Source organism: Solwaraspora sp. WMMB335 (genome assembly GCF_049179075.1).
Lineage (GTDB): Bacteria > Actinomycetota > Actinomycetes > Mycobacteriales > Micromonosporaceae > Micromonospora_E.
Map to the genome: position 1 here is coordinate 2563727 of NZ_JBMHMF010000001.1, position 26792 is coordinate 2590518.

Here is a 26792-nt window from a genome sequence, read left to right on the forward strand (position 1 = left end):
CGCGCGACGTTGCCGGTTGAATGAATTCATGCATACAGTGTTTTCGTGAATGACAGCGACGTCATGCCGGCGGCTTCGGCCGAACGGGTGCTCGACCTGTTCACCGGGGTACGCCTCACCCCCACCCAGCGCCGGATCGCGCACAGCCTGGTGCAGCACGCCGGCTCGGCCGCGTTCCTGTCGGCCGCCGAGGTCGCTGAGTTGGCCCGGGTGAGCCAACCGTCGGTGACCCGGTTCGCGATGGCGCTCGGTTACGACGGCTACCCGGCGCTGCGCCGCCGGCTACGGGAGTTCGCCACCGGCCCCGGCCCGGCCGGGACATCGGCCGGGGCTCCAGCCGGGACATCACCCGGAGGAGGCGGGCCCGCGGCCCGCGACGCCCGCCGGGGCACCCGACGCTCGACCGCCGCCGACAACGAGATGCAGCGGGCGATCCGGGCCGAGGCCCGGCACCTGAGCCTGCTCGCCGACCAGCTCGCCGACCGGGACCGGCTCACCGCCGCCGGCGCCGTGCTGGCCGGCACCACTCCGCTGCCGGTGCTCGGCGTGCGGGCCGCCGCACCGCTGGCCAACTACTTCGGCTTCTTCGCCGCCAAGGTCCGCCCGGACGTACGGGTGTTCGACAGCGGTGGCAGCCTGCTGCCGGAACGGTTGGAGCAGGCCCGCGACGCCGGCGCTAACGCGCTGCTGGCGATCGTGCTGCCCCGCTACCCGCGGGAGGCGGTGGACGCCCTGGCCGAGGCCCGCGCGATCGGTCTGTCGGTGGTGCTGATCACCGACTCGGCGTTGAGCCCGGCCGCCGAGCACGCCGACCTGGTGCTGCCCGCGCAGGTCGGTGACCAGTTGGTCTTCGATCTGCACGCCGCACCCATGGCGTTGGCGATGGTGCTGCTGCAGGCGATCTGCGACGCGGCACCCGGTGAGGCGCAGCGCCGGCTGGAACAGTTCGAACGCTCCGCCACCCAGCGCAGCGTGTTCGTGGACTGAGACGACGTCTTCGTTGACCGAGGGCCCAGGCACACCGGAGGTGACCAGGAATGGCCGCGACGATAGCGGCGGCGCGCGGTGCCACCCGTACCGCCAAGGGGTGGCCGCAGGAGGCGGCGATCCGGATGTTGATGAACAACCTGGACCCGCAGGTCGCCGAGCGTCCGGACGACCTGGTGGTGTACGGCGGCACCGGCCGTGCCGCCCGCGACTGGCCGTCCTACCACGCGCTGGTGCGCACGCTGACCGACCTCGACGACGACGAGACGATGCTGGTGCAGTCCGGCCGGCCGGTCGGGGTGCTGCGCACCCACGAGTGGGCGCCCCGGGTGCTGCTGGCCAACTCCAACCTGGTCGGCGACTGGGCCACCTGGCCGGAGTTCCGGCGCCTGGAGCGGCTCGGGCTGACCATGTACGGGCAGATGACCGCCGGGTCGTGGATCTACATCGGCACCCAGGGCATCCTGCAGGGCACCTACGAGACGTTCGCCGCGGTGGCCGCGAAGCTGGCCACCCGCTCGGCCGGCCTCGCCGCCAGCGGCGGCTCGACGGGCGACGGCCCGGCCCAGAGCGACGATCCGGCGGCGCCGCCGTCCTGGGTCGGCGCGGTCGGCTCGGCGTCGCTGGCCGGGACGTTGACGCTGACCGCCGGCTGCGGCGGAATGGGCGGGGCACAACCCCTGGCGGTCACCATGAACGGCGGTGCCTGCCTGATCGTCGACGTGGACCCGCAGCGGCTGGCCCGCCGGGTCGCCACCCGGTACCTGGACACCGTCGCCGACTCCCTCGACGAGGCGGTGGTGCTGGCGCTCGCCGCCCGGCGGGAACGCCGGGCGCTGTCGGTGGGAGTGGTGGGCAACGCGGCCACCGTCTTCCCGCAGCTGCTGGCCCGAGGCGTGGAGATCGACATCGTCACCGACCAGACCAGCGCGCACGACCCGCTCAGCTACGTGCCGGCGGGAGTCGCGGTGGCCGACGCCGCCGGGTACGCCCGGCGGTCCCCGCAGGAGTACACCGACCGGGCCCGTGCCTCGATGGCCCGCCACGTCGCCGCGATGGTCGGTTTCGCCGACGCCGGCGCGGAGGTGTTCGACTACGGCAACTCGATCCGCGACGAGGCCCGGCTCGGTGGCTTCGAGCGGGCGTTCGACTTTCCCGGCTTCGTGCCGGCGTACATCCGGCCGCTGTTCTGTGCCGGCAAGGGCCCGTTCCGGTGGGCGGCGCTGTCCGGCGACCCGGCCGACATCGCCGCCACCGACCGGGCGATCCTGGACCTGTTCGGCGACAACGAGGCGCTGTCGCGCTGGATCCGGCTGGCCGGCGAGCGGGTGGCGTTCCAGGGGTTGCCGGCCCGGATCTGCTGGCTCGGGTACGGCGAGCGCGACGTCGCCGGGGTGCGGTTCAACGAGATGGTGGCCCGGGGCGAGCTGTCCGCTCCGGTGGTGATCGGCCGGGACCATCTCGACTGCGGTTCGGTCGCCTCGCCGTACCGCGAGACCGAGGCGATGCTCGACGGCTCGGACGCCATCGCCGACTGGCCGCTGCTGAACGCCCTGGTCAGCACGGCCAGCGGTGCGTCCTGGGTGAGCATCCACCACGGCGGTGGGGTCGGCATCGGCCGGTCGCTGCACGCCGGGCAGGTGTGCGTCGCGGACGGCTCGGCGCTGGCCGGGCAGAAGATCGAACGGGTGCTGCGCAACGATCCGGCCACCGGGGTGCTGCGCCACGTCGACGCCGGCTACCGGTTGGCCCGCGACGTCGCGGACCGGCACGACCTGTCGGTGCCGATGGACCGGCCGTGACCGGGGCGACCCGGTTCCGGGCGGTGTGGGACGAGCTGGCCGGCATCGGCCGGGACCCGGTCACCGGCGGCTACCTGCGGTACGCCTGGTCGGCGGCCGAGCTGGCCTGCCGGGAGTGGTTCGTCGCGGCGGCCACCCGGCGCGGGCTGGCCGTGCACGCCGACGGCAACGGCAACCTGTGGGCCGACTGGGTGCCGTCGGGGGTGGATCCGGCGGCACCGGCGGTGGTCACCGGTTCGCACCTCGACTCGGTGCCGCACGGCGGCGGCTACGACGGTCCGCTCGGCGTCGTGTCCGCCCTGCTCGCCGTCGACGAACTGCGGGCCGACGGCTTCGCCCCGGCCCGGCCGATCACCGTGGCCGCGTTCGTCGAGGAGGAAGGGGCCCGGTTCGGCGTGGCCTGCCTCGGTTCCCGGTTGCTCACCGGCAGCGTCGCCGCCGACTGGGCGCTGGCGCTGGTCGACCGGGACGGGGTCACCCTGGCCGAGGCGATGCGTGCGGCCGGTGCCGACCCGACGGCGGTCGGTCCCGATCCCGACCGGCTGGCCCGCGTCGGGTGTTACGTCGAGTTGCACATCGAGCAGGGTCGGGCGCTGGTGCACACCGGCGCACCGGTCGGGGTGGCGAGCATGATCTGGCCGCACGGGCGGTGGCGGCTGGAGTTCGCCGGTGAGGGCAACCACGCCGGCACCACCCGGATGGCCGACCGCCGGGATCCGATGCCGACCTGCGCGTACACGGTGCTCGCCGGGCAGGCGCAGGCCCGTCGGCTGGGCGGGCACGCCACGGTCGGCCGGATCGAGGTGGCGCCCAACGCGACGAACGCCGTACCGGCGCTGGTGCGGGCCTGGCTGGACGCGCGCGCCCCGGACGCGGCCACCCTGGCGGAGCTCGTCGACGCGATCACCGGGGAGGCGGCGGCGCGGGCCGCGGCGGACGGCGTCACGGTGACGGTCGTCCACGAGTCGGACAGTCCCGTGGTGGCCTTCGATCCGGCGCTGGCCGGCCGGCTCACCGCCGCGATCGGCGCCGCGCTGCCCGGATCGGGGGCACCACCGGTGCTGCCGACCGCCGCCGGGCACGACGCCGGTATCCTCGCCGGCCGGGTCCCCACCGCGATGATCTTCGTACGGAATCCGACCGGGGTGTCGCACGCCCCGGCCGAGGCCGCCACCGACGCCGACTGCGCCGTCGGGGTGCGGGCGCTGGCCGCCGTCCTGGCCGATCTGGCGGCCAAGCCGTGACCGCCACCGCGGGTCCCGGCCCGGCCGCCACCCGCTGGTATGCCGAGTACGCCTGGCTGGGCGGGCCGGAGCCGGCCGCCGGGGTGCTGATCGAAGCACAGGGCGGGCGGTTCACGGCGGTGCGGGCACAGGTGCCTCCTCCGGCGGGGGTGCCCCGGCTGCCCGGGCTCACCCTGCCCGGACTGGCCGATGCCCACTCACACGCCTTCCACCGGGCGCTGCGCGGGCGCACCCACGCCGAGAAGGGCAGTTTCTGGACCTGGCGGGAACGGATGTACGCCGTCGCCGACCGGCTGAACCCGGACAGCTACCTGGCGCTGGCCCGGGCGGTGTACGCCGAGTTGGCGCTGGCCGGGGCGAGCTGCGTCGGCGAGTTCCACTACCTGCACCACGACCCGCGGGGCCGGCCGTACGCCGACCCGAACGTGATGGCCGACGCGCTGGCCCAGGCCGCCGCCGACGCCGGAATCCGGATCACCCTGCTGGACACCTGCTACCTGGCCGCCGGGGTGGACGGCGCGCCGCTGGCCGGGACGCAACGTCGCTTCGGCGACGCCGACGTGGCGGCATGGGCGTCCCGGGCCGGTGCCTGGGAACCGGCCGGCGGGCACGCCCGGCCGGGTGCGGCGGTCCACTCGGTGCGGGCGGTGCCGGCGGCGGCGCTGCCCGAGGTCGCCGGTTGGGCTGCGCGGCGGCACGCCCCGTTGCACGTGCACCTGTCGGAGCAGCCGGCGGAGAACGACGCCTGCCTGGCCCGGCACGGCCGCACCCCGGCGGCGTTGCTGGCGGACGCGGGTGTGCTCGGACCGCGTACCACCGCGGTGCACGCCACCCATCTCACCGGCGCGGACGTCGCACTGCTCGGCGACAGCGGCACCGGCGTCTGCCTGTGTCCCACGACCGAGCGGGACCTGGCCGACGGGATCGGGCCAGCCGGCTCGCTGGCCGCCGCCGGGGTGCCGCTGAGCCTGGGCAGCGACAGCCACGCGGTGATCGACCTGTTCGAGGAGGCGCGGGCGGTGGAGGCGCACGAGCGGCTGCGTACCGGGCGGCGCGGCCACTTCCCCCCGGCCGATCTGGTCGCCATGGCGACCAGCGCCGGGCATGCGGCGCTGGGCTGGCCGGACGCCGGAGTGATCGCTCCCGGTGCCCGCGCCGACCTGGTCACCGTACGGTCCGACAGCCCGCGTACCGCCGGGGTCGACCCGGCCGGGCTGCCGCTGGCGGCCACCGCCGCGGACGTGACCGACGTGGTGGTCGGCGGGCGGCCGGTGGTCCGGGCCGGCCGGCACCTGCACATCGATGTGGCGGCGGAGCTGACCGCCGCGATCCGGGCGGTGACCCGGTGATGCCCGCGTCCGTGCCGGCGCCGGCACCTGTCGCACCCGGGTCCGTGCCGGCGCCGGCACCTGGCACCCTGCTGGTGGACGGGATCGGTGAGCTGGTCACCAACGATCCGGCGCACGGCGGCGGCCCGCTGGGCCGGCTGACGCGGGCGGCGGTGCTGATCGACGGGGATCGGATCGCCTGGGTGGGTCGCTCGGCCGACGCCCCGGCGGCGGACCGGCGGCTGCCGGCCGAGGGTCGGGCCGGGCTACCCGGGTTCGTGGACAGCCACGCGCACCTGGTGTTCGCCGGCGACCGGGCGGGCGAGTTCGCCGCCCGGATGGCCGGGGCCCGCTACGACGGCGGCGGCATCCGGTCGACGGTGGCCGCGACCCGGGCGGCCGGCGACGGCGAGTTGCGCGCCACCGCCGGGCGGCTGCGCCGCGAGGCGCTGCGGCAGGGCACCACCACGATCGAGATCAAGTCCGGGTACGGGCTCAGCGTCGCCGACGAGGCCAGATCACTGCGGATCGCGGCCGAGTTCACGGCGGAGACGACGTTCCTCGGCGCGCACGTGGTGCCGGCCGAGTACGCCGGCCGCGCCGACGCCTACGTGGACCTGGTGACCGGCCCGATGCTGGCGGCTGCCGTCCCGTACGCCCGATGGATGGACGTGTTCTGCGAGCGCGGCGCGTTCGACGGCGACCAGGCACGGGCGGTGCTGGCCGCCGGTGCCGCCGCCGGGCTCGGGTTGCGGGTGCACGCCAACCAGCTCGGCCCGGGGCCGGGCGTGGCGCTGGCCGGGGAACTGGGGGCGGCCAGCGCGGACCACTGCACCCATCTGTCCGATGCCGACGTGGCCGTGCTGGCCGCCGGGTCCACGGTGGCCACCCTGCTGCCGGGCGCGGAGTTCTCCACCCGGTCACGGTACCCGGACGCACGCCGGCTGCTCGATGCCGGCGTGACGGTGGCGCTGGCCACCGACTGCAACCCCGGTTCGTCGTACACCACGTCGATGCCGTTGTGCGTCGCGCTGGCGGTGCGGGAGATGGCGATGACGCCCGCCGAGGCGGTGTGGGCGGCCACCGCCGGCGGGGCACGGGCGCTGCGCCGCGACGACGTGGGCGTGCTGCGCCTCGGTGCCCGTGCCGATCTGGTGCTGCTGGACGCGCCGTCGTACCTGCACCTGGCCTACCGGCCGGGAGTGCCACTGATCAGCCAGGTTCTGCACGACGGAGCACCGATCCTGCCGGACGGAGGGTAGCCGGATGTCCACTGTGATGATCGAACCGGACGGCCTGACCGCCGCGCAGGTGCGGGCGGTGGCCCGCGACGGCGCACCGGTCGAGCTGAGCCCGCGGACGGTGGCGGCGATGACCCGCAGCCGCGACATCGTCGAGTCGATCGAACGCGACGGCCGCCCGGTCTACGGCGTGTCCACCGGGTTCGGCGCGTTGGCCAGCAGCTTCGTCTCGCCGCAGCGGCGTACGGAGCTGCAGCACGCGCTGATCCGCTCGCACGCGGCCGGCGTCGGCGCACCGATGCCCGACGAGGTGGTGCGGGCGATGATCGTGCTACGGGTACGGTCGCTGGCGTTCGGCCGTTCCGGGGTGCGTCCGCTGCTCGCCCAGGCGTTGCTGGATCTGCTCAACCATCGGGTAACGCCATGGGTGCCGGAGCACGGTTCGCTGGGTGCCTCCGGTGACCTGGCGCCGCTGGCGCACTGCGCGCTGGTGCTGCTCGGTGAGGGCTGGGTGCGCGATCCGGCGACCGGCGCGCGGGTCGACGCGGCGTCGGCGCTGCGCGAAGCCGGGCTGGTTCCGGTGCGGCTGGCCGCCAAGGAAGGGCTGGCGCTGATCAACGGCACCGACGGGATGCTGGGCATGCTGCTGCTGGCGGTCGCCGACGCCGGGCACCTGTTCACCATGGCGGACGTGACCGCGGCGCTGGCGATCGAGGCGATGCTCGGCTCGGACCGACCGTTCCAGGCCGAGCTGCACGCCATCCGACCACATCCCGGCCAGGCGGTGTCGGCCGGCAACATCCACCGGCTGCTGCAGCATTCGGCGGTGATGGACTCGCACCGCGACGACCTGCTGCACGCGGTGCAGGACGCCTACTCGATGCGGTGTGCCCCGCAGGTCGCCGGTGCGGCCCGGGACACCCTGGCGTTCGCCGCCACGATCGCCGGCCGGGAGCTGGGGTCGGTGGTGGACAACCCGGTGGTGCTACCGGACGGGCGGGTCGAGTCGACCGGCAACTTCCACGGCGCGCCGCTCGGGTTCGCCGCCGACTTCCTGGCCATCGCCGCCGCGGAGGTGGGCGCGATCAGCGAACGGCGGGTGGACCGGCTGCTCGACGTCAACCGGTCACGGGACCTACCGGCGTTCCTGTCCCCCGACGCCGGGGTCAACTCGGGACTGATGATCGCCCAGTACACCGCGGCCGGGATCGTCGCGGAGAACCGGCGGCTCGCCTCACCGGCCTCGGTGGACTCGGTGCCGACCTCCGGGATGCAGGAGGACCACGTGTCGATGGGCTGGGCGGCGACCCGCAAGCTGCGTACCGTGCTGGACAACCTGACCAGCCTGTTGGCGGTGGAGCTGCTCGCCGCGGTGCGCGGGCTGCAGCTACGGGCGCCGTTGCGGGCGTCACCGGCCGGGCGGGCGGCGGTGAAGCTGGTCGGCGACTTCGCGGGCGAGCCGGGGCCGGACGTCTTTCTCGCCCCGGCGCTGGAGGCGGCCCGGGACGTGGTGGCCGGCCGTGAGCTGCGCGACGCGATCGAAGCCGAACTCGGCCCGTTGCGATGAACGATCTGCCGCATCGATGCTCCCGGCCGGCGGTGATCGAGGTCAGATGCCCCGGCCCTGACTTGGGTCATGTGGTGCGTACGACGATCGGTGCGGCGTTTCCGCTGCAGGAGCACCTTCGCACTGGATAGCGGCGCGTCGGCTTGACGGATACTTCACGGCAGGTCGCCGCGCCGACATCGGAAGGTGATCGTCAACGTGGCCCGGGTCGGGATTCACCATGCCGCCGCCGTGCTCGGCTGCCGGCTTACCCGTTGCCTGCCGCCGCTGAGCCCGTTGTGTCCGGCTGGACGGCGGCTGACCGTCGGTGGATGAGCCGGCGTAATCACGCACGGTCACGAATGTGATGTCACCTCCTGCCCATTTCGGGCACTGCGTCGTGCTGCCTCCGTCCAGCCATCGTCATGTCTGCGGCGAGTGGAGCCAGACTGACGTCATCCCTGGCTTTTGAGGTGTGCCAGAGTCCACTCGCGATGGAGATCCCGTGGTTACCCGGGCCGGCTCCAGCTCCCTGGTCACCGTGAGTGACCCGACTGGGGTCATGTGGTGCGTACGACGATCGGTGCGGCTTTTCCGCTGGTGGCAGCGGTGCCGCCCGTTGAGCGCCCCGACTGGAGGAGCGCCTTCGCTCTGGATGGCGGCGTGTCGGCGTGGGCGGATACCTGGCATCCGCCGGCGTGGGTCCTGGTGGGCACGTCGTGGTCGGCGGCCCTTGCGGCTCTTCCGGTAGGCTTGATCATCCACATCGGATGCTGGTGTCTCTTCCTGGGCGTAGGGAAGTCGCCAAGATGGAACATCGTGCCGAGGTCAGGGTGTCGGTTAGTGCGCAGATTTCGACACTCGCGAGCAACACGGCAGGTCACAACGCCGAGATCAGAAAATGATCTTCAACGTGGTGGCCGGCCGTGAGCTGCGCGACGCGATCGAAGCCGAACTCGGCCCGTTGCGCTGAACGATCTGCCGCATCGATGCTCCCGGCCAGCGGTGATCGAGGTCAGATACCCCGGCCCCGGCGGTGCAACGAACGCAGCACCAGGTCCGGACGCACCGCCCCGCTGGCCACGGCCAGAGCGAGGTAGGCGCGCGGTTCACGCGGGTTGTGGGCCAGCGTGTGCCGGGCCCAGCGCAGAGCCCCCCGGCGGTGACCGGCGGCGGCCTGGGCGAAGGCGATCTGGCCGGCCACCCGGGCCTGCCCGGCCGGCTGCGTGGCGAACTCCGGATAGCGCTCCAGCAGCCACTGCAGGGCGGTCGCTATGGTGTCCCAGCGCTGCGCGAAGTACGACCGTTTGTGCCAGCGGACCAGCACGTACGGGGTGCGCAGGTTGATCAGCGGGGCGCTGCGGGCGGCCCGGAGCAGAAATTCGTAGTCCTCGGCGTAGCCGCCCGGAATGTCCTCGTCGACGAGCCCGAACCCGTCGATCAGCGCGGCCCGGCGGATGAGGAACGTGGACGGATGCAGCTCGGTCATCCGGTCGCGCAGCAGCGCGTCGAGCGGCACCCTGTCCCGGTCGAGAACCCGGTCGGTGGTGGCTCCGTCGTAGCTGATCCGGATGCCGCAGCTGACGAACTCGGCGCCGTGACCGGCGTCGATCGCGGCGACCTGGGCGGCGAGCTTTCCGGGCAGCCACTGGTCGTCGTCGTCGCAGAAGGCGACCAGTTCGCCGGCGGCGGCCAGGATGCCGGTGTTACGGGCGCCGGCCAGGCCGGCGGACCGGCTGTTGGTGACCACCCGCACCGGTCGGTCGGCATCCGGGGTGGCCACCGCCGGATCCGGAGTGGACTGGTCGTACACCACGATGGTCTCGACCAGGCCGGGGTAGTCCTGGGTGCGGATCGCGGCGATGGTTTCGCGCAGCAGTTCGGGGCGGTCCCGGGTGGGCACCACGACGCTGACGGTCGGGGCCGGTGCGGGCCGGCCGCTCACCGCTGCCGCCGAATGGACAGCCGGCGTGGGTTGGCGGAGGCGATGAGCTCCTCGACGATCCGGCCGACCCGGGCGACGGCCTCCAGCGGAGAGGCCGCCAGTGCAGAGGCCGCGGTACCGGCCCGGCCGGCGGTGACGAAGCCATCGGGATCCCGCAACCCGGTGTCGAGGGCGGCAGCCAGTTCCGCGCGTGATTCGCACAGGTGGACCAGCCCGGCGGCGGCGAGTCGCCGGGCGAACAGCAGCTGGTGGTCGTCGACGTGTTCGCGGTGGGCAGGATCACGGGGTACGACGATCGGCAGGTGCCGGTGGCGGCGGGCCTCCAGGATGGTGGCCGGCCCGCCGTGGCAGACGACGAGGCTAGCGCCGGCCATGGCCCGTTGCATCGTGTCGTGATCCAGAAAGGCACTGGCACCGTCGAGGTCCGGAGTCCGGCTGTGGCCGTACTGGATGATCATGTCAGCGCGACCACGCGCGCCTGTGTGCCAGTCCTCGAGCCAGTCGATCAGCCGGTCGAACCGGTGCCGGTCGGTCCCGACCGCGACCAGGACCGTCGCCGGACGGGGCGTGGTGCGCTGGCGCGGGATACGCACGGCAGCGGCGGTCACCGTGCTGGCCAGTAGCGGGGCCGGGCGCGGGAATCCCGGATCCGACAGGGTGGAATCCACCATGACCGACTCCTTGACCTGGTCATACGTTGAATTGTTACAGGCACGTATCATCGTCGTTCGAGAATGGTCTGGCTTATAGCAGGTTGCCGACCACGATCGCCTCCGGGTACTGGCGACGCTGTTCTTCCCACTGCACGAGCATGGCCGACAGAAAGGGCCGACAGAGTCGCGCGGTCAAAGTCGGGGTGTCAATTCGGTCATAAACCTCGATGTAGACCGCAGGTATCCGACGCAGCCAGGAGAGCATCACGAACGGCAGGGCCACTCCGGCCCCCGTGGTCACCACCGCGGCGACCTCACGGCGCCGGAAGATTCGTACGGCCAGCCACGCGTTGCGGATCAGGTTCGGCACGTTCCTCGTGGTTGGATGGTGGGCCCAGACGACGTCCTCGTCGCGCAGCAGCGAGGTGGCGTCCGGTGTGTCGAAAGTGACCCAGAATCGACGCCTGGTGGCGTACCACGGCTCCAGGGCAAGCAGTTGCGCGAGGTGCCCCCCGCTCGAGCCAACGAGCAGGATGGTCGGCGCAGCAGCGACATCGTCCATCTTGTTGGCCACAGATGCCCCCAGAGTTCACTAGCCGGCCAACCGCTGTTTGACTAACCAAGATATAAGACGGGGGCAGAAAAGAGAATTGGCGCCGGTCTTTTGGCACGAACTCGCCGCTCAGCGACACATCCGCCCTCGCCGCGACGACCGCGCCGAGCGGCGTTCACCGACACCCGCGCCATGTTGCCCGATCGCCAATTCCGCAAGTAGCGGCAGGCCAGCATGCTCAAAATCCTATCGCCTCAGTGGGCTTAATGGGATTTGGCCACACCGCCGACCGGCCTGCCGCTGGTCAGCCGACGCGGCGTTGCTCGACCACGTCGAGCAACGCCGGATGCAGCTCCGGATTCCAGCCGGCCCCGCCCGCGGCCAGCCGCCAGGTCCGCAGCCACATCTCGATCAGGTAACTCTGCACGACCACGAACCGCCGCTCGGCGTCCAGGCCGAGCAGTCCGGCATGGCGCCGCAGCTGCCCGTCCGCCTCGACGGCCGCGGCGGCGACCGGCTCCGATCGCAGGACCACAGCCCGTTGGAAGGCATCGTGTGCCAGGTCGAAACCGACCGGGACGTCCGGTCCACTGTGCTCCCAGTCCCAGGCCACCAGCTGACCCGCGTGCCGGCCCAGGTTCCACGGCACCCAGTCGCCGTGCCAGTGGCCGAACTCCAGCGTGACCGTGCCGAACCGATCGGCGAGATGACGCACCGCCGCCAGCGCCCGCCCGCCGGCCGTACCAGCCGTGCCGGCCGGGCCAGCCGTACCGGCGGCCGACTCGGCGGCGAGCCGGTGCAGCCGGTCGAGGAACCTGGAGCCGTGCAGTGGACACGGTGTCGCGGGCGGGCCGCCACGGCGGGCCACCGCCAGCACCGTTTCGGGCGCGGCGACCCCGGTGCCGAGTCCACGTACCCGCGGCGGCAGCGGCTCGACCACGGTGACCGCCTGGCCCGCCCAGTCGCCGGCGAGCAGCACGCCGGGTACCACCGGGTGGCCGCCGGGGGCGGGGCCGGCGGGCGGCGGATCGGCCAACGCCGCCGCCTCCGCCCGTACCAGCTCCCGGGTGGCGTCGTTCCAGCCGATCTTCGCGTAGCCGCGCGGCTGCCCGCCCGCGTCGAACAGTTGCACGGTGGGTTTGTGGTTCGGATCCGGCGGTCGCACACCGATCGCCGCGTACCAGCGTCGCCCGCCCAGCCGGTCAGCGAGATGGTCCACCAGCATCAGCTCACCCGGCGGTACGCCCTCGACCGGCACGGACACGCTGAGCACCGGCGGGCGGGCCAGCTCCAGTGCCCCGAACCGGGCCGCCAGGCCCAGCACGGCCCGGGGCAACCGTACCGGTAGCGGGCGCAACGCGTTGTACGCCCAGACCGACGCCGCGGTGACCCGACGCCGGCCGAGTGGCAGCAGGAAACGGGCGCGTGCCAGCGACGGCACGACGGCGTAGCGGGCCGTCACCCGGTAGCCCGGTCGGGGCACCGCGCCCCGATCGCCGGCTGCGCCGAGCGCCAGGCGCAGCCGGCGATCGGGAAACACCGCCCGGGTGACCCAGCCCAGCCCGTCGCCGCGATCCCGCGGATCCGACCCGGCCACAGCCGGATCCGTCGCGCCCGGTCCGGCTCCCGCCGGTCCGGTCATCGCGGCGACCCGGCCCAGTCCAGCGGCAGGTCCAGCCGCTGCCGCAGCGCTTCGTTGTAAGGCTGGTAGTAGGCGGTCAACTCGGCTCGCAGCACTTCGTCCAGCGGTGCCGACCGGCGGTCGTTGTAGACCTTGAAGGCCAGTGGTTCGTGCTCGGGCAGGCCGAGGAAGTCCAGGGTACGCAGGTAGGCCGTCCGGGTGTCGCGGTAGAACTCCTCGCTGGTCAGGAAGAGGAACTGGGATCGGTCGAACCGCACCAGCCAGGGCTCGAGGTGCTCCAGGTAGCGCCCCCGGGCCCGGTAGCTGTACCAGTCGTACGCCTCGCTGAAGTACGTCGGATCGACGATCAGCCGTTCCCGCTCGCCAGCGGTGCGTTCCTCCTCCCGGGCCAGGGCCTGCGGGAAGTCCAACGGCTCCTTGCCCTCGGTACGGCGTTCCTTCCAATGCGAGTACGCCCGTTCCACCGGGTCGCGCAACAACACGATCAGGCGTACCTCCGGCAACAGCCGCTGCACCCGCTCGGCGGCCAGCGGATGGAACATGTACAGCGGCGCGGCCTCGCCGGCCCGCACCGGAGCGCCGTACCGGGCGGCCAGCGCGGTCCGCTGGCGCCGAGTGGGAAAGTGCGACCGGTACCACGCCTCGCCACGCGTCCAGTGCTCCTCGAAGTAGTGGGTCGCCTTGGTGTTCCAGGCCGGAAAGAGCCGGGGCACCAACGGATGCTGGATCAGGTAGTTCCACAGTGATGTGGTGCCACCCCGCTTCGTCCCGATGATCAGGAAGTCCGGCAGCGGGCGCTGGTCGCTGGTACGCACCCCGTAGTGCACCATCGACTGCCGTACCCGGTCGGTCACCTGCGCCGGCACCACCTGCTTGATCCGGTCCCTGATGGACGGCATGGCTGTCTCACCCACCTTTCTGTCGCAAGCTCGGCCACAACCCGCGCCGCTTGTCCAATGCACGCCGCAGCCGGCGCCGCACCCCCGGCACGGTCAGCGCGGCGAGGCCGACCACGACCAGCAGCACCAACGCCAGCACGAGGCCGCCGGCACCCCGCCCGGCCAGCGCCGTCGCGAGTGCGCTCACCGCACCGACGCCGAACAGCACCGCCCCCGCCGCGACCACCGTCGCCCGGTCCACCAGCGGCTGACCGACCACGACCCGGGCGGCCACCGCCGCGATCAGGTTCTCCAGCACGATCCCGGTGCCCCAGGCCACCGCGACGCCGAGTACGCCGTACCGTGGCACCAGCACGTACCCCAGCGCCACCGTGACGGTCAGGTTCACCACCGTGGCCAGCAGGTGCAGGCCGCTGCGGCCGCTCATCAGCAACAGCGTCTGCACGTTGCCCACGGCGATGTTGACCAGCATCGCGACGGCGAGCACGGTCATCGCGGCGGCCCCGGCGGCGAACTCCGGCCCGAAGATGGCCAGGAATCCCGGCGCGAAGACCGCGAGCAGCAGGTAGACCGGCCAGGACAGGACCAGCGCCCAGACGGTCATCTGCCGATGCACGGCGGCGGCCTGCGCCGGTCGGTCCGCACCGAGCAGTCTCGACAGCTGCGGCGCGACGGCGACCCGTAGTCCCTGCAGGGCCAACTGTCCGGCGAGAACGTACCGGCCGACCGCGCCGAAGATGCCCGCTTCGGTCTGGCCCGCCAACACCGCGGCCAGCAGCACCCCGATCCACATGCTGCCGGCGTCGATCACGGCCGAGCCGGCACGGGGCAGCGCGAACCGCCAGAAGCCGCCCCAGTCGCCGGGCCGGGAACGCAGCCCGGCGCCCGCGCCGATGCCGAGCGGTCCGGCGACCAGCCAGGCACAGGCCAGCAGCGCGACCAGCGCCGGGGCCAGCCAGCCGGCCACACCGAACAGCACGGACGAGCTGGTCAGCGCGGCCAGCCCGACCAGCAGTGGCCGTCCGATCGGCAGTAGGAAGAACTGCACCGCGACGTACCCGCCGATCGGTCGTACCCCGCGCACCGCGGCCAGTGCCAGCCCGGTCGCGACCAGGACCGGCAGTCCGATGGCGCAGAGCCGGACCAGCGACGCGTCCGGCCCGACGACCGTGCCGTCCGACCCGGTCACCGCGCCGCCCGGCCCGGCGACCGACTGGTCGAACAGCACAGCGGCCAGTCGCGGCGCGGCGAGCAGACCGACGGCGGCGACCACGGCCACGACCAGCAGTGGCGGCAGCAGCGCCACCGGCAGCATCCGAGCGGCGTCGCCACCGGCACCGGTACGTCGCCGGGGCAGCGCCCAGAGCAGACCGGTCTCCGCGCCCAGAGTGCAGCTGGCGGCAACGACGGTGAGCAGGCCCACTGCGGTGAAGAACGCCCCGGCACCGGTCGGTCCGTAGCCACGGGTGACCACCACCGCCAGGACGAACCCGAACAGGCCGCTGACCGCGGCACCTGCCAGCCCGATCGCGCCGCTGCGAGCGCTGCGCCGGGCCTCCCGCCGATCCGCGACGGCGCCCGGCGACCCTGGGGCCGTCGTGCTCATCGGCCGGCTCCCGGCGATCGTCCGGCCATCACCGGTGCCGCCGCAGCCAGTGCCGGCGCCGCCGCAACCAGTGCCGGTGCTGGTGCCGGCCCGGCCGTGCCACGCTGTCGCTCGACCAGCGCCAACGCGACGGCGGTCGCGTAGAAGGCCGCGGTGAGGTTCTGGTTGACCAACCCGTAGAAGGGCAGTTGGACCAGAGCGATCAGCGGCACTATCGACAACCACTGTGCCGCCGCCGACCGGGCCGGCCAGCAGACGGCCAGCACCAGCAGGAACCAGCCGACGAAGCAGACCAGCGCGGGTATGCCGTGGCTGAACAGCACCGTCCAGAGCTGGCCCTGGGTTCCGATCGGCGCGTTCGCCGACACGGTGTCGACCTGCAGCGGCGTGCCGAACCCGAGCAGCGGTGACCGCTCGACCCAGCGCAGCACCTCCAGATACAGCGACAGCCGGTCGGTGTTGGTGTTGCTGACGGCGACCCGGCGCTCGATCAACTCACCGATCGGGATGACGAGCGCCGCCACGCCCCCGATGGCCAGTACGCCGAGCGTGGAGGCCAACGCCTTGACATTGCCCCGGACCGCTGCCCGCAGCCCGAGCGCGACGAGCCCCACCCCGAGGCTGAGAAACATGCCCCGGTTGAGGGTCAGGAAGGCCGGTGGCAGCGACAGCGGCAGCGCGACCAGCAGCACGGTGCGCGCCGGTCCCCGTACCCCCAACAGCAGGCAGGCGACCACGGCGGGCAGCATGATCGCGTACGTGCTGCCGAAGGTGTTGGTGTACGCGAACGGAGCCGCCGGCCGGTAGATCGGGTCGAGCGAGCGGGCGCTGAACTCGGTGGCCTCGGCGTGCACCATGTCCCGGATGAACGGGTGGCCGGCCAGCCCACCCGGCAGCAGCAACTCCATCGGCGTGGTCATCGCGAAACGCGGCACCAGCACGCCGAGCCAGCCGAGCAGCACGAGCGCGACGAAGAAGGCGCACAGCGGTCCGAGCACCACCGTCAGCGTGGCCCGCTCGCGGGACATCGTGTAGACGTAGCAGCAGACGATCAGCGCGGTCAGGTAGAAGACCAACCGCAGCGCGAAGGTCAGCAGGGACGACAGGTTGGCCAACTGGGTGGCACTGACCACGACGAGGGCCAGGAAAATCAGCCACACCCCGCTGCCGACGGGCAGCGGAACCCCGCCCCGGGTGATCATGATGATCAGCAGCAACGCGCCGAAGACCGGCCAGCCGAAGTAGAAGACACCAAAGATCCACCAGACAGGGACCAGCCCGAACATCACCCACAGCGGCCAGATCGGCAGCGCCGGGGAACGCCGGACCGGCTCAGCCACGTCCGCTGCCGGTCAGCACGAAACCGAGCGGGTCAGCCCCGGCCGCGCGGATCCGGTCGGCCAGCCGGCGCAGGTCCGCCAGCCGGGTGCGGTCCCGCTCCACCACCACGATGGCGGTTCCGGAGCGTGCCTCCCGGACACCGCGTTCGTCCGATTCGGCCGGTGGTGCGTTGAACAGCACGATGCTGCCGTCCGCTGGCGCTTGGGCGTACGGCCCGATCCGGACCATCCCGGTGCCGACGGTGAGGGCGTCCAACGGCAGGGTACGCACGGCGACGGTACCGATGACGCCGCGCTCCGCCCCGTCGAAGGCCCGGCTGTCGCCGTTCGGGACCCGGCTGTCGCCGTCCGACCGGCGATCGGCGGCCGGTCCGCCGTCCGGTCCGGACTGGAGCGCGGTCGCGGTCGCACCGGGCTTCGGCCGTGGCGACGGCCGCCTGGTGCCGCCGCTGCCGCCGGCCGGCGCGTCGGTCAGATCGGTGACCCGAGGCAGGATGACCGTACGGTCGTCGCCGCCGGCCACCGACATCACCATGGTGTCGTCCGGATCGCCGCCACGGTCATCCGCACCACGGTCACCGGTGTCCGGATCGCCGATGTCCGGATCGCCGGTGTTCCCGGCGCCGGTCCTCCCGACGCTGGGTTGGGCGGGTACGAACGGCACCGAAGGCACCCGCCGCCGGTCGGCGAGCAGCGCGTCGCGCAACGCCCGTAGGCGGTGGTTGTCATCACCGACGTACACGTCGCGGCCGTCAGCGGCGAGCGCCACCGCGAGACTGGCCGTCATCGGCGTGATGTCTTCCCGGCGGCGTGCGGCGATCACCACCACGGGCGTCCGCGGTTCCTGCCGAAGCTGCTCGGCGATGGCCATGGCCACGTACCGCGCGTCGGCGTCCACGGTCCGGGCGTCGACGCGCGGACCGCGGCGGCGGACCATGCCGAGCAACGGCATGCCGGTGGCGTCCCGGGCGTCTGTCTCGCTGCGCACCCGGCGGTCCGTCGACTCGCGTAGATAGCTGAACACCACGCCGAGGAGCGCGCCGGCCAGCAGCCCGGCGGCCAGGTACAGGATCCGGGACTGCCCGGCCGTGGTGAGCTGCTGCTGGGCCCGCTGGGTGACCCAGCCGGGCGTGACGTCGATCGCCGCGATCTCGGTGCGGGCGGAGTTGAGCTCGGTCAGCTGATTGCTGAGCGAGCCGAACTCGGCCAGCGCGGCATCGGCGGCAACGCCGTCGGTGTCGGCCTCGGCCACCCGGCGCTGCACGTCGGCCTGCTGCTCGGCCACCTTGGCGATGCTCCCGTCGTAGGACGCCAGCATGTCGGCGCGCTGTTGCTCGTACATCTGCTCACGCACGGCGAGATAGGTGCTGGCGGCGAGGTTGACCGTGGCCACCGCCGCGTCGACCGTGTCCGCCGCATAGGTGAACCGCAGGATCTGGCCGCCGGCGGGTACCTCGATCTCCAGCGCCCGACGAACCGTGACAAGGTCGGTGCCGCGCTCCTGCGCGATCCGGGACAACACGTCGGTGCTGGTGGCGATGCCACTTTCGACGTTCATGTTGATCGACCGGTCGGCACCTGCGCCCGGGTAGGTGAAGGCGTCGGTGACCACCGGACGCACCGCGACGACCGCGGTCGCGGTCGCCGCCGGCGGCGCGACCAGCAGGAAGCCGATGGCCAGCAACAGTCCCACGGCGGCGCCCGCCACCACGACGGGCCAGCGCAGCAGTGGGATCCGCAGCAGCTCGGGCAGGGTGACGGTGCGCTGTGGTTGGTCGCTGGTCGACAGGTGGTCACTCATCGAATTTCTTCACAATCTGCTGCGGGTTGCCGGCTACCACCACACCTACGGGTACGTCCACACGAACCACTGTCGCCGCCCCCACCACGCTGTCGTGGCCGATCCGGACGCCTTTGAGTACGAGCGCGTGAGCCCCGACCCAGACGTTGTCCTCGACCACGATGGGTGCCCGGGTCGCCGACATCGGGGGTGCGTGGCGCATCAGCGGAGGGAGGTTGTGGAAGTCGTTGTCCATCAGCTCGCAATCGGACAACAGGCAGCGGTCGCCGATGTCCACGGTGGTCCACACACCGATCCAGGTCGCGTTGAGCAGGCAGTCGGCACCGACCCGGACCTCCCCCGGGCCGGCGAACCGGACGAGCTTGTTCAGCCGGGTCCGGTCCCCGATGCTCACCCGCACCCCTCGGCGTAGCCGCACCCTGCCGCGGATCTCGACGTCCTTACCGAGACGCAGACGAGGGTATTTGACCCGGTAGTAGCCGCGCTTGACCGCGAAGGCCATCCGTAGCAGTCGGCTCTGACGCCGAGTGGTCGTCCCCACGGGTGCGCCTCCCTGTCGAATGAATCCTCCACTCTACAAAACTGCCGGGTGGGCCGGTTCCTCACGTAACCGGCCCACCGGCAATTACCAGGTCAACATTTCCATCCCGTTACTCCACCGCGAAGAACATCGACCTGTTGCTCCAGTCCAGGGCCGGATCCGGCTCCGCCAACACGGTGCCGGCCGCCGCGTCCACCGCCACGCCGGCGGTCGGATCGAACGGAACCGAGCGCAGCCGACCGTCGGTCGAGCCGAAGACCACATTGCCGTCGACCCATGCCATGCCGCGCACCGTCGTCCAGGTCATGCCGCTGGTCGGCACCACGAACTCGGTGCCGCCGAGATAGTTGCCGTCGAGTTCGAAGTACCGGTAGAAGAGTTGATTGTTGCCACTGCCCGTACGGGTGTAGTAAAGACGCCCGTCAAGGTAGAAAGCGGCATTCATCGCCAATGCGTTGAACCAGTCGTTGTACCCCGAAGCCTCCCACGACCCGCCGACCGTGTTCCCGTTGAACGTCGAGATGTCCAACCGGGCGCCGGTAGGCGTGCCGGCGACCGACCGGGCCCAGTAGACCCGGTCGTGCACCCGCCAGATCGCACCCGCACCAACGAGGTTGGGCTGGTTGCTCACCGTCGCGGCGCCGAGGGTGGTCCCGTCGAACGGCACCTTGGTCAGGTCACCGGTCGGCGAGGCCAGGTAGAGGTGACCGGTGGCACCCGTCGGAGGGTTCCGGGGGGTGATGCCGCGCCCGCCCGCCGTCGGGAACATGCCCAGCCGGCCGTGGTACTCGTTGCCCATCCCGTCGGAGTCGTGGCCGAAGTAGAGCCCGTCGGAGCCGAACCACAGCACCGGTACGTCCGGTCCCCAACTGACCGCTCCCGGCGGCAGCGCGGATCCACCGCTACGGCGCGGGTTCCAGTTCACCGGCATGCCGGTGGCGACGGTGACCGCGCCGACCCCGAGCCGGTCGATGGCGCCGTTGCCGGCCGCGTCGCTACGGTTGGGGTTGTTCAGCCAACGGAAGTGCCCGCCCAGGTAGGCGATCCCATTGCGGACCGCGACCGCGGTGATGGTGTCGTTGCCGGTGAAGTTGACCCAGGTGGCGTCGATGTTGCTGCCCCGGGTGGCGGTCTCGAACCGCAACAGCGCGTCGCAGTACGCCGCCGGCCAGCCCGCGCCGCCGTTGGTGCCGACGACGAAGTAGCTGCTGTCCTCGCCGAAGTTGAGATCCTGCACGTAGTGGGTGAAGGTCTGCCAGGAGCAGTTGGGCTGGAACCGCTGGTTGCTGTTCCAGTCGACCACGGTCGGCGTGCCGGTCAGGTCGACCATGGCGATCTGTTCCCTGGGCAGGCCCTCGACCTCACGGAAGTTTCCACCGAAGACCAGCGTGTCACCGTCCGGTGAGACGTCGAGGGTCCAGACGTAGGGCGCCACGTCGTGGCGACCCACCGCGATGTCGACGGCGAAGGTCGGGTCGATCTCACCGGTCGCGGCGTCGAGCCGGGCGAGCCCGGCGTGCGCGGTGCCGTTGAGCCAGTTGAAGGCCCCACCGACGTAGAGTTTGCCGGCGCTGACGTCCAGGTCCCGGACCGTACCACCGTCGGAGCGACCTTCCCAGGAGGCGACGGTGCCGCCGAAGACCGGATCGAGCGCGACCAGGTTACGCCGGGGTTGCCCGTTGACGTTACGGAACACCCCACCGACGATCAGGTGCCCGTTGGGACTGACCGCGAGAGCGTTGACCGCCCCGTCGAGCACGGGCGCGAAGCCGGCCACGATCGCACCGCTCGCCCGATGGTAGGCGAACAGGTAGGGGTGGGATTGCCAGATGACCGCTCCGACCGAACGCGCCTGGGTGAAGGTGCCACCGACGTAGATCACGTCGCCGATCTCGGCGAAGGCACGCGTCTCGCCGTTACGCGCGTTCGGAGTCTGGTCGACCGGGTCGGTGGCGACCAGGGTGGCTGGCCCGGGAACAGGGACGATAGCGGCCGCGGCCGCGGTGGCGGTGGTCGCGAGCAGGAGCACTGACACGAGCGTCGAAACGCCAGCGGCCAGCAACGATGTCCGCAAACGGGAGCCGCCGGGCAGAGGCCTACCGGGCTGGGATTGGTTCACGCTTCCCTCCAGATGGGAAATTATCTCAGCTAGCGTGAGCCAACCTCAGCCGGGTTAGACATCCACCGATCGGCTGTCTGGTTACCGAATTGCCGGTGGCTTGCCGGATCGAGCTGCGTTGTGTCGGTTTATCGATTGACAGGGACTGGCTGGTTGAAGTACAGGTCGTTGCCTGCTCTGGTGAATCCGGTGAGCGCCGACGGCGTGTGGTTCATCGTCATGTCGCAGGTCGCCGAGGTCGTCGTGGAGCCGGCGGAGTTGAAGTAGACCACCGCCTTCACCTTCGGGTGGGCCTTGACCGCCGCCGGGAACTGTTCGAACCACCGCCGCTTGGCCGCCGGGTCCTCGGTGTCGAAGTTCGTGCCGAACTCCGCCAGCATCCGCGGCTTGCCCGCGCCGATGCCGTGTTCATCGAGCCAGCGGTAGAAGCCGCCGACCGTCGTATGTGGGTCCTTCCAGGTCTTGCCGCCGTTGCAGGCGTAGAAGTTGTACGGGTCGTAGCCGACCCAGTCCACGTAGGCGTCACCCGGGTACAGGCCGGCGTACCTGTCGTAGTGCCCGGACCAACCCATCATGACCCACACCCAGACGGCGTTGTCCGCCCCTGCCTTGGCGAACCGGTGATGCACGTGCTGCCAGGCCCGGACGAAGTCGGCGTCGCTGCCCTTGGCCGGCTCGTCCTCGGGCTCGTGGTCGAAGCCGATGAACACCGGGACGCCGGTGGCCTTGATCCGTCCCGCCACGTCGTCGATCACGTCGTCGTACCGTCCGCTGTAGACGTCACGCCAGCTCAGCGTGGTGCCGTTGGAGAAGACGCGTGACTCCCAGGCGAAGAACATCAGCCGGCCGCCGCGCATCTGCGCCCGCTCGAACTCGTCCGGGAAGGCACCGTTGCTGCCGGCATTGGAAAAGTCGTGGTAGCGGTGGACGATGTCGAACCGCCGGCCGACCTGCGCCTCGACCTCGGCCACCGCCGCGCCGTGGTCCCACCCCCTGGCCGCGCTGGTCGGCGAGTACATTCCCCACCACGCCCCGCAGGACGGCACCAGCAGGCCGGAGACCCGCCCACAGCCGACGCCCGGATCGGGCGGACCGGCCGACGGCGACGCCGGAGCCGGCGGGCTCGCCGGACCCGACGGCGATGCCGCCGACGTGGTGGGTGCCGGCACGGTGGTCGGCGCCTCGGCCGGGGTGGTCGGCGCCGCCGACGCGATAGGTGTGCCTCCGGGCGGGCCGGACCGGCCAGGCTCTCCGGTCGTCGGATAGGTGATCAGCAGCCGGGGCCGGATCGAGGGATCGCGGTACTCCCTGGACGGCCAGTAGACCCGGCTGGACAGCCCTGCCTGGCGCAGCGCGAAGGTGTACGTGCCGTTGCCGGTCACCCCGCCCGACACGTCCCACTCGTTGTATCCCTTGCGGACCCCGACGACTGTCGCGAGCGTCTCGGCGGTCGCCGCCAGGGCGGCCGCGCCCTCGGTCAGCGCCGGGCGCGGCTGGCGTGCGTCGAGCGTGGTCAGATGGGCCGAGACCTGCGCGTCGAGGTCCTGCCAGGAGTACAGCTGCAGGCGTACCCGCACGTCACGCGCACCGACCGGAATACCGTCCACGACGAATTCGACCACCGCGTCGCGCGCTCCACGAGGGTTGCGCTCGCAGCGTATGGGGCATGTGGCGAGGGTCGTCTTGACTGCGTTGTCACCGTCTTGCGGCACGTCGGTCGCGGTGGTGTCAGCTGCTGACATGACCACGATCTCGTCGTCGGCGATCAATGGAAGCGCCGTGACCGCCATGCCGGCCAGCAGGACCAGACATGCCCCGCCGACGATGACCCGGCGACGTACCGATCCGGTTCGGCCGATGGCGTCGATCAATCTGTGGCTACTCAAGAAAACAGCCCCCTGTGACACGGACTTGCCACGCCGAGCGTATCGGGGGTGAGCTCAGCCATACATCGAGCAACCACAGATCTAAGCACCAATTAAAGCTACCGGTGTGGGCGGCGGCGCACCGTCGGGCACGCCGGCGATGCCGACGACGATCAGCCCAGCGCCTTGGCGATGACCTTCGCCATCAGGCGAAACGCCTTTCCTCGGTGGCTGATCGCGTCCTTTTGCGCCGGAGTGAGCTCGGCGTTGGTCAGCTCCTGCCCGTCGCCGAGGAAGATCGGGTCGTACCCGAATCCACCGTCGCCCCGGCCCGTGCGCAGCAGTCGCCCGGACTGCCGGCCCTCGACCAGGTGCTCCTTGCCGCCGGGCAGCACCAGCGCCGCGGCGCACACGAATGCCGCAGAGCGGTGCTCGTCCGGCACGTCGCCGAGCTGGGCCAACAGTAGGCCGAGGTTGGCCCGGTCGTCGCCGTGGCGCCCGGACCACCGCGCGCTGAACACCCCCGGCATGCCGCCCATGGCGTCCACCGCCAGACCGGAGTCGTCGGCGACCGTGGGCAGGCCGGTGTAGCGGCTCCCCTCTCTGGCCTTGAGCAGGGCGTTCTCTCCGAAGGTCAGACCGGCTTCGGGCACCTCGGGGTAGGGCTCCACGTCCGCCAGACCGACCAGCTCGACCCGGTGGGCGCCGAGCGCGCCGTCCAGGATGCGCTGCAACTCGGCGAGTTTCTTGACGTTACGGGTGGCCAGCAGCAACCGGGTGCCGGCCGGCGGGGCGCCGGTCACTGGTCGAGCACCTTGCGCTGGGCAGCGGCGAGTTCGGCGCAGCCGGCTACCGCCAGATCCAGCAGGGCGTCGAGCTGGTCGCGGCCGAACACCGCCGCCTCCGCGGTCCCCTGCACCTCGACGAAGTCGCCGTTGCCGGTACACACCACGTTCATGTCGACGTCGGCAGCCACGTCTTCCAGATAGCACAGGTCGAGCCGGGATTCGCCGCCGATCACCCCGACACTGACCGCCGCGACCGAACCCGGCATCACCTCGGCCGGCTTGCCGATCAGTGACCTGCGCCCGGCGAGCCACCGGACCGCGTCGTGCAGCGCCACGTAGGCGCCGGTGATCGCGGCGGTACGGGTACCGCCGTCGGCCTGCAGCACGTCGCAGTCGAGCACGATCGAGTTTTCGCCGAGTGCCTTCAGATCCAGCGAGGCACGCAGGCTCCGTCCGATCAGGCGGGAGATCTCATGAGTACGGCCGCCCAGGCGCCCCTTGACGCTCTCCCGGTCGGACCGGGTGGTGGTGGCCCGGGGAAGCATCGCGTACTCGGCGGTGACCCAGCCCAGGCCGGAACCCTTGCGCCAGCGCGGCACCCCCTCGGTGACGCTGGCGGTGCAGAGCACCTTCGTCTGCCCGAACTCGACCAGCACCGAACCTTCCGGGTGCATGCTCCAGTTGCGGGTCAGGGTCACCGGCCGTAGCTGCGCACGGGTGCGTCCATCAGGTCGTGCCATGCGCAGAGCCTATGTGCCGCCCGTCACCCGGCCGAGGCCGGGTGTGTGTCCTGCCCCGGTTGGTTCAGGCCGCCACCGGCAGTCGGGCGGGTACACCGGGAACGTCGAGCACCGCGCGGTAGTGCTCGATCAACTCGTCGCCGACCGCCGCCCAGGTCCGGCCGGCCAACGCGGCTCGCGCCGCCTGCCCGTACCGGGACCGGCGCTGCGGATCGGCGGCCAGACCGGCGACCGCGTCGGCGATGGCCGCGCCGTCGTTCGCGGGCACCAGCAGCCCGGTCACCCCGGACGTGACCAGATCGACCGGCCCGCCGGCCGCCGGGGCGATCACCGGAACGCCGCTGGCCTGTGCCTCCTGCACCGTCTGGCCGAAGGTCTCGTGCGGGCCGGTGTGCACGAAGATGTCGAAGCTGGCGTACAGTCGGGCCAGCTCCTCGCCGTGGCGGGCACCCAGGAACTGGACAGCGGGCAGGGCCCGTTCCAGTTCCCTGCGGGCCGGACCGTCACCGACCACCACCACCCGTACCCCGGGCAGCTGGCTGGTCCGCGCGAGCAGATCGACCCGCTTCTCGGCGGCCAGCCGGCCCACGTACCCGATCAGCACCTCGCCGCCGGCGGCGAGTTCCCGACGTACCTGCTCGCTGCGACGGTCCGGCGCGAACCGGACAGGATCGATGCCCCGGCCCCAGATCCGCACCCGTTCGATGCCGTTGGCCGTCAGATCGGCGGCGGCCGTGGTGGACGGGGCCAGGGTGCGGTCCGCCGCGTTGTGGATCTCCCGCAGCCAGCGCCACACCGTGGCCACGCTCCATCCGAGGTGGTACGCACGGGCGTAGGCGGCCACGTCGGTCTGGTAGACCGCCAGGGTGGGCAGGCGCAGCCGCCGGGCCACCGTCAGTCCCCGAGCGCCGAGAACGAACGGGCTGGCCAGGTGCACCACATCCGGGGCATGCCGGACCAGCACCTCGGTCAGCCGCCGGCTCGGCAGCCCGAGCCGGAAACTGCGGTACAACGGCACCGGCAGGCTGGGCACGCGGACCACCGGGTACGGCTGGTCCCCGGTCACCCCGCGACTGGCAGCGGCGGGTGCCGGTGCGATGACCATCGGCTCGTGCCCCCGCTGCACCAGGTGTTCGGCGACCCGGACGACGGAGTGCGCCACCCCGTTGAGATCCGGCGGGAATGACTCGGTGACAATCGCGACACGCATGGGGTCACGTTCGCGTCCACGCGAGTGGCCGAGACTACGTGGCGTTGACCAGTGGGCGAACACTGCGGCAAGAGAACGGACACCGTGCCGTCGCAGGGCGGTGCGGTAGTCGTGGGTCAGATTTCGTACCGGGCACCGGCGCGGACGATTTCGATCGGGCCGTCGAAGGTCGAGGCCGCGGCCTCGAACGTCGACGCTTCGCTGCCCCACGCGGTGACCAGGTGGGTCAACAGCAGCCGACCGACCCCGGCCTTGGTGGCCGCCTCGCCCGCCTCACGACCGGTCAGGTGCAGATCGGGCGGATTGTCCACGCCGTCGAGATAACTCGCCTCGCACAGGAACACGTCGGCCTCCTGCGCCAGGCGCAACAGCGCGTCGCAGGGTGCGGTGTCCGATGAGTAGCTCAATACGCGGTCGCCGTGCTCGACCCGGACCCCGTAGGTCTCCACCGGATGGTTGACCCGGTCGACCGTGACGTGCAACGGGCCGATCGGAAAGCTGCCCGGTTGCAGGCCGTAGAAAGTGTAGACGTCGTCCACCGGGGCGCCGTCCGGGCTGTAGGCGGTCGCGATCCGGTCGGGAGCACCGGCCGGGGCGTAGACCGGCAGCGGCGGGTACGGCCCGTCCGGGGCGTAGCGACGCACCACCACGTACGTACAGGCGTCGAGCATGTGATCGCAGTGCAGGTGGGTCAGCAGGATCGCGTCCACCGCGTGCAGGCCGGCATAGCGTTGAAGCGCGGACAGGGATCCGGAACCGAAATCAATCAGTAGCCGGAACCCCTCCGCCTCGATGAGATAGGCCGAGCAGGCAGACTCAGGCCCCGGAAAACTGCCAGCACAGCCGAGAACAGTCAAACGCATCAAGTGGTCCAATGGTCACGCAAAGACATCGACAACGCGCCGACCATGCCATCGAAGATCTCCCCCAGCGGCTCTGCCA

Annotated in this window: 21 protein-coding genes; 6 read left to right on the forward strand and 15 right to left on the reverse strand. The window is 71.8% G+C overall.

Annotation, left to right across the window (positions count from 1 at the left end; translation table 11 throughout):
- Positions 1-45 precede the first annotated feature (45 nt).
- Genes ACN27F_RS10870 through hutH form a run of 6 tightly spaced genes read left to right on the forward strand, consistent with a single transcriptional unit; the run spans position 46 to position 8169 of the window.
- Positions 46-987 (forward strand): MurR/RpiR family transcriptional regulator, encoded by a 942-nt coding sequence (locus ACN27F_RS10870; RefSeq protein ID WP_421433117.1) that lies wholly within the window; start codon positions 46-48, stop codon positions 985-987.
- Between the two features lie 50 nt (positions 988-1037).
- Complete coding sequence (gene hutU / locus ACN27F_RS10875; RefSeq protein WP_421433118.1) at positions 1038-2789, forward strand: urocanate hydratase; 1752 nt, start codon at positions 1038-1040, stop codon at positions 2787-2789.
- Complete coding sequence (locus tag ACN27F_RS10880; protein WP_421433120.1) at positions 2786-4033, forward strand: allantoate amidohydrolase; 1248 nt, start codon at positions 2786-2788, stop codon at positions 4031-4033. Before hutU ends, ACN27F_RS10880 begins: the two co-directional genes overlap by 4 nt.
- The gene (locus tag ACN27F_RS10885) at positions 4030-5382 is read left to right on the forward strand and encodes a formimidoylglutamate deiminase (RefSeq protein ID WP_421433122.1); all 1353 of its coding nucleotides are present in this window, start codon (positions 4030-4032) and stop codon (positions 5380-5382) included. Before ACN27F_RS10880 ends, ACN27F_RS10885 begins: the two co-directional genes overlap by 4 nt.
- A complete protein-coding gene (gene hutI, locus ACN27F_RS10890; protein WP_421433124.1) occupies positions 5382-6623 on the forward strand; it encodes an imidazolonepropionase in 1242 nt (413 codons plus the stop codon). The genes ACN27F_RS10885 and hutI overlap by 1 nt, the downstream gene beginning before the upstream one ends.
- A gap of 4 nt (positions 6624-6627) precedes the next feature.
- The gene (gene hutH, locus ACN27F_RS10895) at positions 6628-8169 is read left to right on the forward strand and encodes a histidine ammonia-lyase (RefSeq protein ID WP_421433125.1); all 1542 of its coding nucleotides are present in this window, start codon (positions 6628-6630) and stop codon (positions 8167-8169) included.
- A 994-nt stretch (positions 8170-9163) separates the two neighbouring features.
- Here the strand turns inward: hutH and ACN27F_RS10900 are convergent.
- The 15 genes from ACN27F_RS10900 to ACN27F_RS10970 form a co-directional block, all read right to left on the reverse strand.
- A complete protein-coding gene (locus tag ACN27F_RS10900) occupies positions 9164-10093 on the reverse strand; it encodes a glycosyltransferase family 2 protein (protein ID WP_421433127.1) in 930 nt (309 codons plus the stop codon).
- Positions 10090-10713, reverse strand: coding sequence for a glycosyltransferase (locus ACN27F_RS10905; RefSeq protein ID WP_421440102.1), 624 nt, complete (start codon positions 10711-10713; stop codon positions 10090-10092). The genes ACN27F_RS10900 and ACN27F_RS10905 overlap by 4 nt, the downstream gene beginning before the upstream one ends.
- Positions 10714-10837: 124 nt before the next feature.
- Positions 10838-11308, reverse strand: coding sequence for a UDP-N-acetylglucosamine--LPS N-acetylglucosamine transferase (locus ACN27F_RS10910; protein WP_421440104.1), 471 nt, complete (start codon positions 11306-11308; stop codon positions 10838-10840).
- Positions 11309-11603: 295 nt separating this feature from the next.
- Positions 11604-12941: a hypothetical protein gene (locus ACN27F_RS10915; RefSeq protein WP_421433129.1), complete on the reverse strand. Its 1338-nt coding sequence runs from the start codon at positions 12939-12941 to the stop codon at positions 11604-11606.
- On the reverse strand, positions 12938-13840 hold the full coding sequence (locus ACN27F_RS10920; protein ID WP_421433130.1) for a sulfotransferase domain-containing protein: 903 nt from the start codon (positions 13838-13840) through the stop codon (positions 12938-12940). The genes ACN27F_RS10915 and ACN27F_RS10920 overlap by 4 nt, the downstream gene beginning before the upstream one ends.
- A gap of 7 nt (positions 13841-13847) precedes the next feature.
- Positions 13848-15446 (reverse strand): lipopolysaccharide biosynthesis protein, encoded by a 1599-nt coding sequence (locus tag ACN27F_RS10925; protein ID WP_421433132.1) that lies wholly within the window; start codon positions 15444-15446, stop codon positions 13848-13850.
- Positions 15443-16732 carry an O-antigen ligase family protein gene (locus ACN27F_RS10930; protein WP_421440106.1) on the reverse strand — a complete coding sequence of 430 codons (1290 nt, stop codon included), beginning with the start codon at positions 16730-16732 and terminating at the stop codon, positions 15443-15445. The genes ACN27F_RS10925 and ACN27F_RS10930 overlap by 4 nt, the downstream gene beginning before the upstream one ends.
- A 46-nt stretch (positions 16733-16778) precedes the next feature.
- Entirely contained in the window at positions 16779-18587 is a 1809-nt protein-coding gene (locus ACN27F_RS10935) for a lipopolysaccharide biosynthesis protein (protein WP_421433134.1), read from the reverse strand.
- A complete protein-coding gene (locus tag ACN27F_RS10940; RefSeq protein WP_421440108.1) occupies positions 18580-19089 on the reverse strand; it encodes an acyltransferase in 510 nt (169 codons plus the stop codon). The genes ACN27F_RS10935 and ACN27F_RS10940 overlap by 8 nt, the downstream gene beginning before the upstream one ends.
- 148 nt (positions 19090-19237) lie before the next feature.
- Positions 19238-21187 carry a delta-60 repeat domain-containing protein gene (locus ACN27F_RS10945; protein WP_421440110.1) on the reverse strand — a complete coding sequence of 650 codons (1950 nt, stop codon included), beginning with the start codon at positions 21185-21187 and terminating at the stop codon, positions 19238-19240.
- A gap of 188 nt (positions 21188-21375) precedes the next feature.
- Positions 21376-23133, reverse strand: coding sequence for a glycoside hydrolase family 26 protein (locus ACN27F_RS10950; protein ID WP_421433136.1), 1758 nt, complete (start codon positions 23131-23133; stop codon positions 21376-21378).
- 152 nt (positions 23134-23285) lie between these two features.
- Complete coding sequence (rdgB, locus tag ACN27F_RS10955) at positions 23286-23915, reverse strand: RdgB/HAM1 family non-canonical purine NTP pyrophosphatase (protein WP_421433138.1); 630 nt, start codon at positions 23913-23915, stop codon at positions 23286-23288.
- A complete protein-coding gene (gene rph / locus ACN27F_RS10960; RefSeq protein WP_421433140.1) occupies positions 23912-24640 on the reverse strand; it encodes a ribonuclease PH in 729 nt (242 codons plus the stop codon). The genes rdgB and rph overlap by 4 nt, the downstream gene beginning before the upstream one ends.
- A gap of 64 nt (positions 24641-24704) precedes the next feature.
- A complete protein-coding gene (locus tag ACN27F_RS10965) occupies positions 24705-25850 on the reverse strand; it encodes a glycosyltransferase family 4 protein (RefSeq protein ID WP_421433142.1) in 1146 nt (381 codons plus the stop codon).
- 116 nt (positions 25851-25966) lie between these two features.
- Entirely contained in the window at positions 25967-26713 is a 747-nt protein-coding gene (locus tag ACN27F_RS10970; RefSeq protein WP_421433144.1) for an MBL fold metallo-hydrolase, read from the reverse strand.
- Positions 26714-26792 lie beyond the last annotated feature (79 nt).

Coding starts and splice junctions, on each gene's coding strand:
- hutU (WP_421433118.1), top strand. CDS start 1,038: ATGGCCGCGACGATAGCGGCGGCGCGCGGTGCCACCCGTACCGCCAAG.
- hutI (WP_421433124.1), top strand. CDS start 5,382: ATGCCCGCGTCCGTGCCGGCGCCGGCACCTGTCGCACCCGGGTCCGTG.
- hutH (WP_421433125.1), top strand. CDS start 6,628: ATGTCCACTGTGATGATCGAACCGGACGGCCTGACCGCCGCGCAGGTG.
- ACN27F_RS10910 (WP_421440104.1), bottom strand. CDS start 11,308: ATGGACGATGTCGCTGCTGCGCCGACCATCCTGCTCGTTGGCTCGAGC.
- ACN27F_RS10915 (WP_421433129.1), bottom strand. CDS start 12,941: ATGACCGGACCGGCGGGAGCCGGACCGGGCGCGACGGATCCGGCTGTG.
- ACN27F_RS10920 (WP_421433130.1), bottom strand. CDS start 13,840: ATGCCGTCCATCAGGGACCGGATCAAGCAGGTGGTGCCGGCGCAGGTG.
- ACN27F_RS10925 (WP_421433132.1), bottom strand. CDS start 15,446: ATGAGCACGACGGCCCCAGGGTCGCCGGGCGCCGTCGCGGATCGGCGG.
- ACN27F_RS10930 (WP_421440106.1), bottom strand. CDS start 16,732: ATGTTCGGGCTGGTCCCTGTCTGGTGGATCTTTGGTGTCTTCTACTTC.
- ACN27F_RS10935 (WP_421433134.1), bottom strand. CDS start 18,587: ATGAGTGACCACCTGTCGACCAGCGACCAACCACAGCGCACCGTCACC.
- ACN27F_RS10940 (WP_421440108.1), bottom strand. CDS start 19,089: ATGGCCTTCGCGGTCAAGCGCGGCTACTACCGGGTCAAATACCCTCGT.
- rph (WP_421433140.1), bottom strand. CDS start 24,640: ATGGCACGACCTGATGGACGCACCCGTGCGCAGCTACGGCCGGTGACC.
- ACN27F_RS10965 (WP_421433142.1), bottom strand. CDS start 25,850: ATGCGTGTCGCGATTGTCACCGAGTCATTCCCGCCGGATCTCAACGGG.
- ACN27F_RS10970 (WP_421433144.1), bottom strand. CDS start 26,713: ATGCGTTTGACTGTTCTCGGCTGTGCTGGCAGTTTTCCGGGGCCTGAG.